Raw genomic sequence first — 16,231 nt, 5'->3', positions numbered from 1 at the left:
GGTGGCCCGCCCCGACAAGCGGCCCCGGCTGGTCCACGACACCCTCTGCGTCAACAAGCTCTACCGCGCCGACTTCCTGCGCGAGCACGCCATCCGCTTCCCCGACGGCCGGTTCGTCTACGAGGACTTCGTGTTCACCGCGCGCGTACTCGCCGCCGCCCCGCGCCTCGCGCTCGTCGCCAACACGGTCTACATCTGGCACGTCCGCCGCTCCGCCGCCAAGCTCTCGCTCTCCCTCGACCGGGCCGGTACCGCCAACTGGGAGGCCCGTATCGAGGCCCACCGCCAGGCCGTCGACATCCTGCTCGACGCCGGTGAGAAGAAGCTGGCCCGCGCCGCCCGCGCCAAGTTCCTCGACCACGGCCTGCGCATGTACACCAAGGAGCTCGACCAGCGCAGCGCCGAGTACCGCCGCCGCTGGTGGGACAGCACGCGCGCGTACCTGCGGACCTTCGACGAGGCCGACTTCGCGCTCGCCCCCGCGCCCGGCCGGGTCATCGCCCGCACCATCCTCGCCTCGCCCGACCCGGTCGACCTGGACCGCCTCAAGCAGGTCGCGGCGAGCCCGGCCCGGCTCGTCCCGCCCTATCCGCGCGCCGCCGACGCCACGCCCATCTGGTCCCACGCGCTGCCCCAGGTGACCCTCGAACACCTCCTGGTCCGCCCGATGCGGCTGCTGCCCCTCGCCGTCGACGCGGAACTCCACACCCGCGCGCGTGGCTCCGTACTGCGGCTTCGCCTGCACGATCTGTACGGCCGGGTGAGCGCGGCCGTGCCCACCAGCGTCGACGTCGAGCTGCGGGACCGCAGGACCGGACGGTGCGGGATGCGCCGTTCCGCCACCTGGTCACCGGAGCCAGAGCCGGAGCCGGGCACGAGCACGGGCACGGACACGGACACGGACACAGGCACGGGCCCGGACACGGACAGAGGCATCGGCACCGGCCCCACCGGTTCCGAGCCGACCTGGGCCGCCACCGTCCTGCTCGACCTCGGCGCGCTCGCCACCGGCGTGTGGGACGTGAAGGTACGGGTGCGGTTCGCGGACGGTACGGCGCGCGACACCACGGCGCGCGCCGTCGGGGGCCCGGACCTGCTGCGGCCCGTGGCCCGGCCGCACGCGCGCCGGGGTGTCCTGCTGGCCCGGCCGTACGCCACCGCGTCCGGGAACCTGGCGCTCCGCCTCTCCGTGGGCGCCCGCAGCGCGGCCGGCATGCTGCGGCGCAGAGTCGCGCGCCTGCTCGGTCACCGGGCCTGACGGAACCCGGCCCGGCGGAACTCGGCCCGGCACCGACGCGTTACCGTCTCAACGGCAAGACACATCGCATGCGGAACAGGGTGACCATGACCTGGCTGATCACCGGCGGAGCCGGTTACATCGGGGCGCACGTCGTCCGCGCCATGATCGAGGCGGGCGAGCAGGCCGTCGTGTTCGACGACCTGTCGTCCGGCATCACCGAGCGCGTCCCCGCGGGCGTCCCGGTCGTGCGCGGCTCCGTCCTCGACCGGCCGAAGCTGGACCGCACGCTCGCGGAGCACGGCATCACGGGCGTGGTGCACCTGGCCGCGCACAAGCAGGTCGGCGAGTCCGTGGAGCAGCCCCTGCGCTACTACCACGAGAACGTGGAGGGGCTCCGCGTCCTCCTGGAGGCGGTCGTCGAGGCGGGCGTGAGCAGCTTCGTCTTCTCGTCCTCCGCGGCGGTGTACGGCATGCCGGACGTGGACCTGGTCACCGAGGACACCCCGTGCGCGCCGATGAATCCGTACGGCGAGACCAAGCTCGCCGGTGAGTGGCTGGTCCGCGCGGTGGGCCGCACCCACGGCCTGTCGACGGCCTGCCTGCGGTACTTCAACGTGGCGGGCGCTGCCACCCCCGAGCTCGCCGACACGGGCGTGTTCAACATCGTGCCGATGGTCTTCGAGCGCCTCACCCGGGGCGAGCCCCCGCGGATCTTCGGCGCCGACTACCCGACGCCGGACGGCACTTGTGTGCGCGACTACATCCACGTGGCCGACCTCGCGGACGCCCATGTGGTCGCGGCCCGCAAGCTCGCCACGGCACCCGGCACCGACCTCACCGTCAACATCGGCCGCGGGGAAGGCGTTTCGGTACGCGCCATGATCGACCTGATCAACGAAGTCACCGGGTACGACATCGCCCCGCAGGTCGACCCGAGGCGTCCCGGCGACCCCGCGCGCGTCGTCGCCTCGGCGGACCGGATCTCCGCCGAGCTCGACTGGAAGTCCCGCCACGACGTCCGCGCCATGGTCACCTCGGCCTGGGAGGGCTGGGTACGACTGCACCCGGAGGCGGCGCGCGACTGACCCGCCGCACCCCGACGCACATGAATGGGGGCGCCCGGCAACCTGCCGGGCGCCCCCATTCACGTACCCCCATTCACGTACCGGGGACCCACGCCGCACCCCGCACCCCGTACCGACCGCTAGAGCGCCCGCAGCCCCGCAGCCGTGGCCGAGGCGAGCGCGCTCACGTACCCCTTGGGCAGCGCGGCCCGTGCGACCACTGAGCGCCAGTACAGCGGGCCGGAGATCAGGTCGAGGGCGAGGTCCTCGTCGAGGCCCTCGCGCAGTTCGCCGCGGGCCGCGGCCGCCCTGACGATGCCGATCGCCACCCCGAACTGCCCCTCGCGCAAAGCTTTCTGCAGCGCCTCAGCGATCTCCGGGCTGCGGGCCGCCTCCGCCTGGAGGTCCGGGATGATCTGGCCGGCCACCGGGTGCCTGAGTGCGCGCGAGGTGACCTCGTACAGCAGCCGCAGATCGCCTTCGAGGGTGCCCGTGTCCGGTGCCGGGAGGCCCTGCACCGCCACCGCGGAGACCAGGTCGAGGACCAGGTGCAGCTTGGACTTCCAGCGGCGGTAGACCGCCGTCTTGCCGACGCCCGCGCGGCGCGCGATGCCCTCGATGGACATCCGCGCGTACCCGACGGCGGCCAGCTCCTCGAAGACCGCGGCGCGAATGGCCTCGGTCACATCCTCACGGAGTACGGCGGCGCCCGCGGGGGCTCTACGACGGGGAACACCCGGGCTTTCAGTCATACGGACAGCATAGAACGGGACGACGAAACGGTTGCGTTCCGACGTCGCCGGGCCCTACTCTCGACGAGACGACGATACGGGTCCGTTCCGACGTGATGTTCCGGCGTGACGTTCCGGCGTCGGGCCCCGTGTCCCACGGCGTGAGGAGTCGGTCAGCAGTGAGTCAGAGCCAGACCTTGTGCGCCCCCGTACCGGAGGGCGCACCCGTACCCGAGGGCGCCCCCGACGGCGCCCCGCGCGCCGTGCCGCCCGACGCCGCCGAGCTCGCCGCGCTCCACGGCCTCACCGTCAGCAATGCCCGCCCGGCCCTTCCGGCGTACGTGCGTCAGCTCTGGGACCGCCGCCACTTCATCGGCGCCTTCGCCACCGCCAAGCTCACCGCGCAGTACAGCCAGGCGAAGCTCGGCCAGATCTGGCAGGTGATGACGCCGCTCCTGAACGCCGCGGTGTACTTCTTGATCTTCGGTCTGCTGCTCGGCACCAGCCGGGGCATCGACGACTTCGTGCCGTTCCTGGTCACCGGGGTCTTCGTCTTCACCTTCACGCAGAGCTCCGTGATGGCCGGCACCCGCGCGATCTCCGGCAACCTCGGCCTGGTGCGCGCCCTGCACTTCCCGCGCGCCGCCCTGCCCATCGCCTTCAGCCTGCAGCAGCTTCAGCAACTGCTGTTCTCGATGGGCGCCTTGGCCGTCATCCTGCTCTGCTTCGGGGTGCCGCCGGCCTGGTCCTGGTTCCTCGTCGTACCGGCCCTCGCGCTGCAGTTCCTGTTCAACACCGGGCTCGCGATGGTCATGGCGCGGCTCGGCAGCAGGACGCCCGACCTCGCGCAGCTGATGCCCTTCGTGATGCGCACCTGGATGTACGCCTCCGGCGTGATGTTCAGCATCAAGAACGTGCTCCCCGAGCACGGCGTCCCGCAGTTCGCGAAGGTCCTGCTCGAATGCAACCCGGCGGCCGCCTACATCGACCTGGTGCGTTACGCGCTGATCGACAGCTTCGACGCGGGCCAACTCCCGTACGGCGTGGGCGTCATGTGGGCGCTCGCGCTCGGCTGGGCCGTGGTCCTCGGCGTCGGCGGTTTCGTGTACTTCTGGAAAGCAGAGGAGAGTTACGGCCGTGGCTGACACCCTCACCGAGCCCGCACCCCGGGCCACCACCACCGAGTCCCGTACGCCCACCGTGATCGCGGACGGCGTCGACATCGTCTACCGCGTCACCGGAACCGGCGCCGGCCGGGGCAGCGCCACCGCCGCGCTCAGCCGCATCCTCGGGCGCAGGAAGCACGCCGAGCACGAGGGGGTGGGGGGCGTCCGCGAGGTGCACGCCGTCAAGGGCGTCTCGTTCACCGCGTACAAGGGCGAGGCCATCGGTCTCATCGGAACGAACGGCTCCGGCAAGTCGACGCTGCTTCGCGCCGTGGCGGGCCTGCTGCCGACGGCGAACGGCCGGATCTACACGCACGGCCAGCCCTCGCTGCTCGGCGTCAACGCGGCCCTGATGAGCGACCTGACCGGCGAGCGCAATGTGACGCTCGGCGGCCTCGCCATGGGCATGTCCCGCGAACAGGTCCGCGAACGGTACGAGGACATCGTGGAGTTCTCCGGGATCAACGAGAAGGGCGACTTCATCACCCTTCCCATGCGCACCTACTCCTCCGGCATGGCCGCCCGGCTCCGCTTCTCCATCGCGGCCGCCAAGGACCACGACGTGCTGATGATCGACGAGGCCCTGGCGACCGGCGACCGCAAGTTCCAGAAGCGCTCCGAGGCCCGCATCCGCGAACTGCGCGCCACCGCCGGGACCGTGTTCCTGGTCAGCCACAACAACAAGTCGATCCGCGACACCTGCGACCGGGTCCTCTGGCTGGAGCGCGGCGAGCTGCGCATGGACGGCCCGACGGCCGAAGTCCTCAAGGAGTACGAGAAGTTCACGGGCGCCGGGAAGTAACTCCCCGGCGCCGCACGTAGCGAACTCAGCGGTCCAGGAACGCGAACAGCTCCTCCCAGCGGCGCACGATCTCGTCCGTCGTGTACCGCTGGATGTTCTGCCGCGCAAGGTCGCCCATCTTGTCCCGCAACTCCTTGTCGGACATCAACGTGTCGAGCCTGCGGGCCAGTTCACCGGTGTTGCCGAGCCCGGCGAGGAGTCCGTCCTCGCCGTCCTGGACGATCTCGTGCACGCCGGGCGCGCAGTCGAAGGCGGCGCACGGCACGGCCGTCGCCATCGCCTCCATCAGCGCGAGCGGGAAGCCCTCGCCACGGGACGACTGCACGAAGACCGAGCCGCCGCGCAGCGCGCCCGGCACATCGCTGGTCCGCCCCATCCACGCGACGGAACCGTCAAGGCCGAGCTCGGTGCACTGCCGCTTGAGCTGCTCCTCGTCCTCGCCGGAGCCATAGATCCGCAAGGTCCAGTCCGGGTGCAGCGGCGCGACCTCCGCCCAGGTGTCCAGGAGCATGTCGATGCCCTTCTGGTCGTGCAGCCTGCCGATGCTTGTGACGACCTTCGCGGTGCGCGGCGAGGGCACCTCGGGCATGAAGGGCAGCGGGTTCGGCATGAACGATGCGTTGTCCATGCCCCCTTGGCGTATCCACAGGTCGGCGTCCTCGCGGGTGAGGGCGAGCATCCGGTCCACGTCCTTGTAGAACTTCCGCACCCGCCCGTAGCGCGAGCAGGACCGCGAGTACGCGAACGACTCATGGCTCATGCCGATGACGGTGAGGCCCGAGGTGTCGGCGAGCGTCACCCACTCCATGGCCCACACCTGCGTGACGATCACGACGGCGCCGGGCCGCGCCCGCCGGAACAGCGCGGTCAGCTTCGCCGCCTGCTCGTGCATGCCCGCCTCGCGCGCGGCCCGCAGCCGGCGCTCGACGAGGTTGAGCCGGCCCTTGATGCCGCGTGCCGGTCCGACCCGCGGCGGGTGCTCGTCGTAGAGGGTCGTCGTCGGGTACGGCAGCCCGGTGCCGATGTCCTGCGGCTCGGCGGGCTCGGTGATGCCGACGACGTGCACCCGGTGGCCGGCCTCGGTGAAGAGGCGGGCCATCTGGTGCGACCAACTGGTGATCCCGCCCAGCTCGTTGACGCTGTTGCTGACGAAGAAGACATCCCGCTCGGGGTGTCGCGTCCGGGTGCTCATCCACGGCTCCAGTGGGAGAAGAACTGCTCGACGATGCTGCGGGCGGCGGTCCCCTTGTCGTACTCACCGAACTCCGCCACGAACCGCTCGCGTTCCGGCGCGTACTTCACGCTCTGCTCCGGCAGCGACTCAAGCGCGGCGAACAGCTCGTCCTCGCCGCGCACGACCGGCCCGGGGGCGCGTTCGAGCAGGTCGAAGTAGGTGCCGCGGCCCTCGTGCACGTACTCCTCGTAGTCGTACGCGAAGAAGAGCATCGGCCGGTCGAGGAGCGCGTAGTCGAACATCACCGAGGAGTAGTCGGTGACCAGGCCGTCGGCGAGCTCCATCAGCGGGTTCACATCGTGGTGCGCGGATACGTCGATGACCCGGCCACGCACGGACGGTGGCAGCACCACGTGGGTGAGGTAGTGCGAGCGTACGAGCAGCACATACCGGTCGCCGAAGTGCTCCGCGAACCGCTCCACGTCGAAGGGCAGCTCGAACCGCCCGTTCCGGCCGCCGTGTTTACGGAACGTGGGCGCGTACAGGAGGACCTGCCTGTCCTCGGGGATGCCGAGCTCGGCGGCGAGCGGCCCGCGCACCCGGCGCCCTTCGGCAAGCTCGCGCTCCCTGGCGTGCACCAGTGCGTCATTTCGCGGATAGCCGACGCGAAGGAGCGTCTTCTCCTTGAGCCGGAACGCCTTGGCGAGGGTGCGCACATCGTGCTCGGAGCGGATCAGGAACCGGTCGAAGCGGTCCAGGACGCGCTGCTGTTCGTCCTGCCGCGCCTTGGACCTGAGCTTCCAGGCCGGCTCGTCGAAGCCCATCCGCTTGAGCGCGGAGCCGTGCCAGGTCTGCAGGTAGGTGGTCTCCGGCCGCTTGGTCAGCTTCAGCGGATAGCTCTGGTTGTCGACCCAGAACTCCGCCCGCGCCAGCGCCTTGAGATACGGCAGCGACCAGCGGCGTACGAGGGTGGCGTCCGTGGGGAACCCCTCCGGGGACCCGGCGTACGACCAGACCGGCTCGAACTCCAGGCCCTGGCGCCGCAGTTCCTCGTAGATCGCCTTCGGGCTGTCGCTGTACTGCTTGCCGAGCTGGCTCTCGAAGACGACCAGGCCCTTCTTCACCGGCAGCCGGCTGAACACCTCGTCGTACACCCGCAGTTTCGTCTCGGCCGAAGTGACCTTCTTGCGCAGCTTCCTGGCCCGCCGGACCCCCGACTTGGCGAGCCTGCCAGGCGTTCCCTGCACTCCGCGCACGACGAGTTCGCGCACCCGGTCCTTGTCCTCGACGCGGTCGCGGGTGACCAGGCGGAACGCGAGGTGGCCACGCTGCGACACCTCCGGCTCGACGTGGTCGGCGACCATCCGGGTCAGGCGTGGCCGCACCAGGAGCAGCCCCTGTGCCAGGTCGGGTTCGCTCGCGGTCAGCCGGGTCGTGGTGCGCACCCCGTCCACGTCGAGGCGCAGCCGTACGTCCCACACCTCGTCGACGATGCCGAGCGGCCGGAGCTTCCCGGCGAGGTCGGCCTCGGCCTCCCAGGCGACGTACGCGCCCTCGTGCCACAGCGCGGACACCGGGAAACGGAAGCGCTGCAGGCTGCGGCGGCGGGCGCTGAACTCCAACTCACCGGTGAGCCGGGCGCCTTCGGGGATCACGCCGAGCGGATTGGTGACACGCCCGCTGAGCCGGACGGTGCCGCCGCGCTCCTCGTACCCGGTGAGGGCGTTGCGCAGGAACATCCGGTCGACGGTCCTGGTGTGGTACCCGAGGTCGGTGACATCGAGTACGTGCCGGCCGAAGGGGTCGTCGAGGTGCTCCGCACACCAGTAGACATGCCCGTCGCGCTCCACGAGCGGGGCGGAGATCTTGTCGCGGTTGGTGAGGGTGTCGACGGCCGGGAGCAGGTTCTCCCAGTCGTCCTCCCGCAGCAGATAGGCGCAGACAGCCTGGATCGGCTGCACCTCGTCGTAGGCCTCGGGGGCGAGCGAGTCGAGGTAGCCGCGGGCGATACCGGCGAACTCCTGCCGGTAGGAGGCGTTCCGGAACGGCAGGTCACGCAGGTGCAGTACGAGGTCGTGCTTGAGGAACTTGATGTCCTTGGCGAGCTTCAGCTCGTGCAGCCCACGCTCGGCGAGCAGGACGTCGATCCGCCGGTGGATCTCCATCCGGTGCACGAAGTTGGCCATCTCGTGCCGCCGGTTGGTCACCGACTTCGCGGCCCCGTTCTCGTACACGTGCCAGAAGTAGACCTGGTTGGGTATCAGCGTGATGCGCTCCGCGGCGAGATACGCCTCGGCTACGAAGATCAGGTCCTCGTAGAACATCCCCTTGGGGAACCGGAGTTGGTTCTCCATGAGGAAGTCACGGCGGTACATCTTGTTCGTCGACAGGGTGTCCCAGACGAACAGGTCGGGCAGTTCGGTGACCGAGTCCAGGACCTGGGTGCGCGCGTACAGCCAGGGGTACCAGGCGTCGCGCTTCTTGTTGCGGGTGTCCTGGTCAAGGCGGACGCAGAGGCCGGACACGATGTCGGAGCCGTCGCGCTCGGCGGCCTCCAGGAGATTCCGGCAGGCGTTGCGCTCCAGGACGTCGTCGCTGTCGAGGAACATCACGTGCCGGCCGCGGGTGTGGCCGATGCCCACGTTGCGCGGTTCACCGGCCCCGCCGCTGTTCTCCGGCAAACGGAAGGCCCGCACCCGCTCCGGGTGCTCGGCGGCCAGACGCCGCGCCACGTCGTACGAGCCGTCGGTGCTGCAGTCGTCGACGATCACGATCTCGACGCCGCGCAGGGTCTGGTCGAGCACGGACCGCAGGGCGGCCGGGAGCCTGGCCTCGTCGTTGTAGACGATCACGACGACGGATACGTCGAACTCGGGGTGGTCGTCCTCGATCAAAGCCATATGTTCCTCCAGGCAACCTGCACCGCTCGTTCAGCATCCTCTCGATTGTCCGACATGCCCGGAAATCGGGCCTGCGTACGTTCGAGTCAAATGTGCCATACCGGTGAAATTTAGCTGTCTGGGGGGTCATGTCCGAGTTCGGGGGCGGGGTGTGCGGTAGTGCGGCGCGGCTGTACCGCTGATCGGTGGCGCGGCTCAGCGGCGGTCGTGCGGCTCGTCGGTGGCGCGGCTCAGCGGTCGTGCGGCTCAGCGACGGTGTACGTCGCGCTGGAAGACCCAGGTCCGGTAGACGAGGAAGCGGAACGCGGAGGCCAGCACGATCGACAGCGCCTTCGCGATGTTCGAGCCGATCGGCCCGTCCATGCCGAACCCGTGGTACGCGAGCGAGAACAGCGCACTCTCCACGGCCACCCCGGCCCCGCTGAACACGAAGAACAGCACGATCTGCCGCTTGCTCCGCGCCGAGCGGTCCCGGTACGCGAAGAACCGGAACCCCAGGTAGTTGGTGCAGATGGCGACGGAACTGGCGAGCACCGTGGAGGTCATCGGCCCCGCCCCCAGCCCGTGCAACAGCAGGTTGAAGACAAGGAAGTTGACCCCGACCCCACTCCCGCCGACGATCCCGAACTTGACGATCTCCTTGCCGAACCTACGCATCCGCTCCCTGCCGGAAGTCCGCGCCCCGGGGACCCGCGCGGGGGCGGGGACGGTGATGGCTGTCGGTGTTGCCGGCAGTGCGGGACCTGTCGGCGCCGGCGAGGGCGATTGCGCCGACGAGGGCGACGTCGACGGCGAGGTGCGCAGAGCCGTCATGACCGGTCCGAGGAGAACCGCAACGCCGCATCCGGCAACTCCGCCCCGCACCACACCCGTACACCGGCCCTGAGTTCGTTGTCGGCGCCGACCCGCGCACCGTCCCCGATCACCGCGTCGCACACCCGGGCACGCGAGCCGACCGAGGCACCCGCGCCGATCAGGCTGTCGTGGACATACGCGTCGGCGCCCACCACCGCCCCGTCAAGGACCACCGAACCCTGGACCACGGCGCCCGCCCCGATCCGCGCCCCGGCGCCCACGACGGTGCCGTCGGCGAGCTTGGCCCCTTCGGCGACCTGAGCACCCGGCAGGACCAGCACCTCACCGCGCCGCCCCGGCACCGCGGGCGAGTGGACCACCCCGCGCACCAGATCGGCGGACGCCCGCACGAACGCCTCGGGCCTGCCCAGGTCCAGCCAGTACGTGTTCTCGACCTTGCCGTGCAGACGGGCGCCCTCGGCCAGCAGCCCCGGAAAGGTCTCGCGCTCCACGGAGACGGCCCGACCTGCCGGGATCATGTCGATCACCGAGCGCCGGAAGACATACGCCCCGGCGTTGATCTGGTCGGTGACGATCTCCTCGGGCGCCTGAGGCTTCTCGGTGAAGGCGGTGACCCGGCCGTCCGCGTCGGTCGGCACCAGGCCGAACGCCCGCGGGTCGTCGACCTGGGCGAGGTGCAGGGTGACATCCGCGTCGGCCCGCCGATGCGTCGCGACCAGGCCGCGGATGTCGAGGCCGGTGAGGATGTCGCCGTTGAAGACGAGGACCGGCTCGTCCGGGCCGCAGCTCAGTCGCCCGGCCGCGTTCCGGATCGCCCCGCCCGTACCGAGCGGCTCGTCCTCGACCACGTACTCCAGCGTGATCCCGTACGCCGAACCGTCACCGAAGTACGGCTCGAAGACCTCGGCCAGATAGCAGGTCGCCAGGACCACGCGGTCGACCCCGGCCGCCACGGCCCGCGCGATCTGGTGCGCCAGGAAGGGAACGCCTGCGGCGGGGACCATCGGCTTGGGGGTGTTGACCGTGACCGGCCGCAGTCGCGTGCCTTGCCCACCGACCAGCAGGATCGCTTCAGTCATCCACTCTTCCCAAGGCGCTATAACCGGATGATTCGGACAAGGTTAGATCAAACAGACTGCCCATCGCCGTCACCGCGCCACACAACAGAGCGCCCCGGCCTACGAGTAGGCCGGGGCGCCCCGGGTGTCATTCGCGTACTGCGGTCGAACAGCTCAGCCGAACGGCCAAGCCGGCCGGCTCAGTCAGCCGGCCCAGTCAATCGGCTCGGTCGGCCGGCCGTACCTCAGCCGTGTGTACGGAGCAGTGTCCGCATCGTCCGCATCGCCACCGACAGGTTCGCGAGGTCGAAGGCGTCCGAGCCCTGGATCTCGTCGAGCGTCGACTTGGCACGGCCGAGGATCGCGGCGTTCTGCTCCTCCCACGCCTTGAAGCGCTGCTCGGGAGTGGAGGTGCCGTTACCCACCGCGAGCACATCCGCGGTGAGTGCCGCGTGCGCCGCGTACAGGTCCTCGCGGATCGCCGCCCGCGCCATGGACTGCCACCGGTCGCTGCGCGGCAGGGCACTGATGCGGTCCATCAGCTGGGTGATCGACAGCCGGTCCGCCAGGTCGTAGTAGACCTCGGCGACATCCAGCGGCGCCTTGTCCATCCGGTCCGCGATCAGCACCACGTCCAGGCTGGGGAACGCCGAGGAGAACCCGGCCACGCGCTGCGCCAGCTCCTCCGTCACACCGGCGCCGGTCAGCTCCTCGAAGATCTGCTGGTACCAGTCCAGATCCGCGCCGCGCACCAGCTTCGGCAGCTCCGCCCAGACCTCGGCCACGCCCTCGCTGAAGAACTCGATGGTCTCCGCGAGGTCGATCGGCTGCGGCCGGTTGTTGAGCAGCCACCGCGTGCCGCGCTCCACCAGGCGCCGCGAGTGCAGCCGGATCCGGGTGAGCACGTCCGCCGACGCGACGTTGTCCAGCGCCTCGACGGCGTCCCAGACCTCGTTGAGCTTGAAGATCGCGCGGGCCGCGGTGTGGGCGCGTACGACCTCTTCGAGCGAGGCGCCGGTCTCCTCCCGCATCCGGTGCAGGAAGCTCGTACCGCCCGTGTTCACCGTGTCGTTCACGAGAACCGTCGTGACGATCTCGCGGCGCAGCGCGTGCCCGTCGATCTGGTCGAGGAACCGCTCACGCAGCGCCGTCGGGAAGTACGCGTGCAGCAGGCCCTGCAGGTACTTGTCGTCCGGCAGCCCCGTGTCGAGCAGCTCCTCCGCGACCGTGATCTTCGTGTACGCGAGCAGCACGGCCGTCTCCGGCTGGGTCAGCCCGAGCCCGGCGTTCAGCCGCTCCCGGATCTGGCGCTCGGCGGGCAGGAACTCCAGGGCCCGGTCGAGCCGGCCCTCGCGCACCAGCGTGCGCATGAAGCGCTGCTGGGCGTGGAGCATGCTCGACGACTGGGCGAGGGCGTTGGCCAGGGCGGTGTTCTGCGCGTAATTGTTGCGCAGCACCAGCCGGCCGACCTCGTCGGTCATCTGGGCCAGCAGCTTGTTGCGCTGCTTCACCGTCAGATCGCCGTCCGCGACCACGGAGTTGAGCAGGATCTTGATGTTCACCTCGTGGTCGGAGGTGTCCACGCCCGCGCTGTTGTCGATCGCGTCCGTGTTGACCCGGCCGCCCGTACGCGCGAACTCGATCCGGCCCAGCTGCGTCAGACCCAGGTTGCCGCCCTCGCCGACGACCTTGACCCGCAGGTCCGCGCCGTCCACCCGGATCGCGTCGTTGGCCTTGTCGCCCACATCCGCGTTGGACTCGACGCTCGACTTCACATACGTACCGATGCCGCCGTTCCACAGCAGGTCGACCGGCGAGTGCAGGATCGCCTTCATCAGCTCGGCGGGGGTGATCTTGGAGACGCCCGACTCGATGCCGAGTGCCTCGCGGATGTGCGCGTTGAGCTGGATCGACTTGGCGCTGCGCGGGAAGATGCCGCCGCCCGCGGAGAGCAGCTCCTTGTTGTAGTCCGCCCAGGACGAGCGCGGCAGCTCGAAGAGGCGGCGCCGCTCGGCGTACGAGGTGGCCGCGTCCGGGTTCGGGTCGATGAAGATGTGCCGGTGGTCGAACGCCGCGACCAGGCGGATGTGCTCACTGAGCAGCATGCCGTTGCCGAACACGTCACCGGACATGTCGCCGACGCCGACGACCGTGAAGTCCTCGTTCTGCGTGTCGTGGCCGAGCTCCCGGAAGTGCCGCTTCACGGACTCCCAGGCACCGCGCGCGGTGATGCCCATGCCCTTGTGGTCGTACCCGGCCGAACCACCGGACGCGAACGCGTCGCCCAGCCAGAAGTTGTACGACTGCGCGACCTGGTTGGCGATGTCCGAGAACGTCGCCGTGCCCTTGTCGGCGGCGACCACGAGGTAGGTGTCCTCGCCGTCGTGCCGCACCACGTCGAACGGCGGCACGACCTCGCCCGCCACCAGGTTGTCCGTGATGTCGAGCAGCGCCGAGATGAACGTCTTGTACGAGGCGATGCCCTCGGCGAGCCACGCGTCCCGGTCCACGCTCGGGTCCGGCAGCTGCTTGGCGACGAAGCCGCCCTTCGCGCCGACCGGCACGATGACGGTGTTCTTCACCATCTGCGCCTTCACCAGGCCGAGGATCTCCGTACGGAAGTCCTCACGCCGGTCGGACCAGCGCAGACCACCGCGCGCGACCTTGCCGAAGCGCAGGTGCACACCCTCGACGCGCGGGGAGTACACCCAGATCTCGTACGCGGGTCGCGGTTCCGGCAGGTCGGGGATGGCCTGCGGGTCCAGCTTCATGGAGACGTACGTGTGCGGCTTGCCGCCCTCCGCCTCCTGGAAGAAGTTGGTCCGCAGGGTCGCCTTGATCACGGTGAGGAAGGACCGCAGGATCCGGTCCTCGTCGAGCGACGCGACCTGGTCGAGCGCGCCGTCCAGCTCCTCGAGCAGCCCGTCGATCAGCTCGGTACCGGCCCGCTGGCGGTCCGGGGACATCCGCGCCTCGAAGAGGCTCACCAGGAGACGGGTGGTGTGGACGTTGGTACGGAGGGTGTCCTCCATGTAGTCCTGGCTGAACGTGGCGCCCGCCTGGCGCAGGTACTTGGCGTACGCGCGCAGCACCATCGCCTCCCGCCAGCCGAGGCCGGCGCCCAGGACGAGGGAGTTGAAGCCGTCGTTCTCCGCGAGCCCGGTCCAGACGGCGGCGAACGCCTCCTGGAACCGGTCACGGGCATCGTCCGCGAGGTAGTCGCCGTTGCCCGTGGTCTTGGGCATGCGCAGGCCGAAGTCGTAGATCCACGCGGTGGTGCCGTCGCTGGCGCGCAGCTCGTAGGGCCGCTCGTCGACGACCTCGCAGCCGAGGCGCTGGAGCACCGGCAGCACCGCCGACAGGGAGACCTGCTCGCCCGCGCGGTAGATCTTGAAGCGCCGCTCACCGGGTCCCGCGCCCACCGGCTCGTACAGGGAGAGGGCGAAGTCCTTCTCGCCCTTGGTGAGTTGCTCGACGTGCACCAGGTCGGCGACGGCGGCACGCGCCGTGTGGTCGGCCTTGTAGCCCTCCTGGAAGGCGTTGCCGTACCGGCGCAGCAGCTCGGCCGCGCGCTCCTCGCCGCACTCGGCGGTCAGCGCCTCGGCGAAGCCGTCGGCCCAGGACCGGGCGGCCTCGACGAGACGGGCCTCGATGCGCTCCTTGTCGGACTCGGAGAGCTGCGGCAGCTCGGTGCCCGGCGCGACCCGGACCACGAAGTGCAGCCGGGAGAGGATCGACTCGGTGTTCCAGGCGGTGAAGTCGACGCTGGCGCCGCCGAGTTCCTCCTTCAGGATGTCGATGATCCGCAGCCGCACACCCGTGGTGTACCGGTCACGCGGCAGGTAGACCAGCGCGGAGTAGTACCTGCCGTACTCGTCCTTGCGCAGGTAGAGCCGCAGCCGGCGGCGCTCCTGGAGGTACAGCACGGACGTCACGATGGCGCGCAGCTCGTCGACCGGGGTCTGGAAGAGCTCGTCGCGCGGGTACGTCTCCAGGATCTGGAGCAGGTCGCGGCCGTCGTGGCTGTTGGGCGAGAACCCGGCGCCCTTGAGCACCTCGGCGACCTTGCGGCGGATCACCGGCACCCGGCGCACCGACTCGGTGTACGCGGCGCTGGAGAACAGTCCGAGGAAGCGGCGCTCCCCGATGACGTTCCCCTCGGCGTCGAACTTCTTCACGCCCACGTAGTCGAGGTAGCTGGGGCGGTGCACCGTGGCGCGGCTGTTGGCCTTGGTCAGGACGAGCAGCTTGTGCTCGCGGGCCTTGGCACGGGCGTCGGCGGGCAGCCGGTTGAAGGACGGGCTGACCGGGTGGCCGTGCACGTCCTCGCCGCTGTGCTGCGGGTCGGAGCGCAGGACACCGAGACCGGTACCGGGGACGGCGCCGAGCGAGTCGTCCTCATTGAGCTCGTACTCGCGGAAGCCCAGGAACGTGAAGTGGTCGGCGGACAGCCAGCGCAGCAGCTCGCGGGCCTCTTCGACCTCCTCGTTCTGCAGGTCGTCGGCGGTCGGCTCGCTGGGCAGCTCATCGGCGATGCGCAGCGCGGCGTCGCGCATCTTGTCCCAGTCCTCGACGGCCTCGCGCACGTCGGACAGGACACGGAGCAGGTCGTTGGTGATCTGCTTCAGGTCGGCCCGGTCCGTCTCGCGGTCCATCTCGACGTGGATCCACGACTCGGTCAGCGTCTCGTGGCTGTCCGTGGGCGCCCCGGCGGGGAGCACCTCGATGAGCTTGCCGGTCAGGTCACGGCGCACCACGACCTGCGGGTGGATCACGACGTGAATGCCGCGGCCCTGCCGGGAGAGCTCATTGGTCACCGAGTCGACCAGGAAGGGCATGTCGTCCGTGACGACCTCGACGACGGAGTGCGAGCACGTCCAGCCGTTCTCCTCCACCGTCGGGGTGTGCACCCGGACGTTGGCGGTGCCCTGCGGGCGGTTCTCCGCAAGCCGATAGTGCGAGAACGCGGCACCGAACGCATCGACCGGGTCACGGTCGGCCATGTCCTCGGGAGCGGTGTGCAGGTAGTAGCGCTGGAGGTACGAGAGCACCGGGTCCTCGTCCGGTCGGTCTCCCGTAGTAGCCCCCGTCGGAAGTTGCCCCCCGACCGGGCTGTGCTCAGCTACCCGGGCGGCCCGTGCGAGCAGCTCGGCCTTTGCTTCGTCCAGCTTGGTCTGCATGTCCTCTGGCTCCTGTCGCGCGCCGTTGCGTGACGTTGAAGGTGGTTGATCCGCCGGTATGGCGAGCAAGGGCACAACGTCGCGACGCGGGGTGTCCCGT

General features: G+C 70.0%; 10 protein-coding genes. 4 read left to right on the top strand and 6 right to left on the bottom strand.

Going from position 1 to position 16,231, the window contains the following annotated elements; genetic code table 11:
- Together GUY60_RS06200 and galE are read left to right on the top strand one after the other, a co-directional pair.
- Window positions 1–1,258: transferase (locus GUY60_RS06200; protein ID WP_187369943.1), on the top strand; the 1,258-nt coding region annotated here is incomplete at its 5' end.
- 86 nt (window positions 1,259–1,344) lie between these two features.
- Window positions 1,345–2,325, top strand: a complete 981-nt coding sequence (gene galE / locus GUY60_RS06195) for a UDP-glucose 4-epimerase GalE (RefSeq protein WP_161694627.1) — start codon at window positions 1,345–1,347, stop codon at window positions 2,323–2,325.
- 119 nt (window positions 2,326–2,444) lie between these two features.
- Here galE and GUY60_RS06190 read toward each other — a convergent pair whose 3' ends face one another.
- Complete coding sequence (locus GUY60_RS06190; protein ID WP_161694620.1) at window positions 2,445–3,056, bottom strand: TetR/AcrR family transcriptional regulator; 612 nt, start codon at window positions 3,054–3,056, stop codon at window positions 2,445–2,447.
- 158 nt (window positions 3,057–3,214) lie between these two features.
- Here GUY60_RS06190 and GUY60_RS06185 point away from each other — a divergent pair, with 158 nt between their 5' ends.
- Window positions 3,215–4,180 (top strand): ABC transporter permease, encoded by a 966-nt coding sequence (locus GUY60_RS06185; RefSeq protein ID WP_376771166.1) that lies wholly within the window; start codon window positions 3,215–3,217, stop codon window positions 4,178–4,180.
- Entirely contained in the window at window positions 4,173–5,003 is an 831-nt protein-coding gene (locus tag GUY60_RS06180; protein WP_161694616.1) for an ABC transporter ATP-binding protein, read from the top strand. The genes GUY60_RS06185 and GUY60_RS06180 overlap by 8 nt, the downstream gene beginning before the upstream one ends.
- A gap of 25 nt (window positions 5,004–5,028) precedes the next feature.
- On the opposite strand, the gene GUY60_RS06175 is transcribed toward GUY60_RS06180, so the two are convergent.
- The 5 genes from GUY60_RS06175 to GUY60_RS06155 all read right to left on the bottom strand — a co-directional run bounded on the left by GUY60_RS06175 (window position 5,029) and on the right by GUY60_RS06155 (window position 16,131).
- Entirely contained in the window at window positions 5,029–6,195 is a 1,167-nt protein-coding gene (locus tag GUY60_RS06175) for a glycosyltransferase (protein ID WP_161694614.1), read from the bottom strand.
- Window positions 6,192–9,077: a bifunctional glycosyltransferase/CDP-glycerol:glycerophosphate glycerophosphotransferase gene (locus GUY60_RS06170; protein WP_161694612.1), complete on the bottom strand. Its 2,886-nt coding sequence runs from the start codon at window positions 9,075–9,077 to the stop codon at window positions 6,192–6,194. Before GUY60_RS06170 ends, GUY60_RS06175 begins: the two co-directional genes overlap by 4 nt.
- A 246-nt stretch (window positions 9,078–9,323) precedes the next feature.
- Window positions 9,324–9,734 (bottom strand): GtrA family protein, encoded by a 411-nt coding sequence (locus GUY60_RS06165; protein WP_161694610.1) that lies wholly within the window; start codon window positions 9,732–9,734, stop codon window positions 9,324–9,326.
- Window positions 9,735–9,886: 152 nt separating this feature from the next.
- Window positions 9,887–10,972, bottom strand: a complete 1,086-nt coding sequence (gene manB / locus GUY60_RS06160; RefSeq protein WP_161694608.1) for a mannose-1-phosphate guanylyltransferase — start codon at window positions 10,970–10,972, stop codon at window positions 9,887–9,889.
- A 224-nt stretch (window positions 10,973–11,196) separates the two neighbouring features.
- Window positions 11,197–16,131, bottom strand: coding sequence for an NAD-glutamate dehydrogenase (locus tag GUY60_RS06155; protein WP_161694606.1), 4,935 nt, complete (start codon window positions 16,129–16,131; stop codon window positions 11,197–11,199).
- Window positions 16,132–16,231 lie beyond the last annotated feature (100 nt).

It is taken from the genome of Streptomyces boluensis (assembly GCF_009908195.1).
Lineage (GTDB): Bacteria > Actinomycetota > Actinomycetes > Streptomycetales > Streptomycetaceae > Streptomyces > Streptomyces boluensis.
The sequence above is the reverse complement of the archived record's forward strand: the minus strand, read 5'-3'. Positions and strand labels throughout refer to the sequence as shown.

Bases quoted from the DNA above. Each gene is read 5' to 3' on its own strand.
- GUY60_RS06155 (WP_161694606.1), bottom strand. From the start codon at position 16,131: ATGCAGACCAAGCTGGACGAAGCAAAGGCCGAGCTGCTCGCACGGGCC.
- GUY60_RS06165 (WP_161694610.1), bottom strand. From the start codon at position 9,734: ATGCGTAGGTTCGGCAAGGAGATCGTCAAGTTCGGGATCGTCGGCGGG.
- GUY60_RS06175 (WP_161694614.1), bottom strand. From the start codon at position 6,195: ATGAGCACCCGGACGCGACACCCCGAGCGGGATGTCTTCTTCGTCAGC.
- GUY60_RS06190 (WP_161694620.1), bottom strand. From the start codon at position 3,056: ATGACTGAAAGCCCGGGTGTTCCCCGTCGTAGAGCCCCCGCGGGCGCC.
- galE (WP_161694627.1), top strand. From the start codon at position 1,345: ATGACCTGGCTGATCACCGGCGGAGCCGGTTACATCGGGGCGCACGTC.
- manB (WP_161694608.1), bottom strand. From the start codon at position 10,972: ATGACTGAAGCGATCCTGCTGGTCGGTGGGCAAGGCACGCGACTGCGG.
- GUY60_RS06170 (WP_161694612.1), bottom strand. From the start codon at position 9,077: ATGGCTTTGATCGAGGACGACCACCCCGAGTTCGACGTATCCGTCGTC.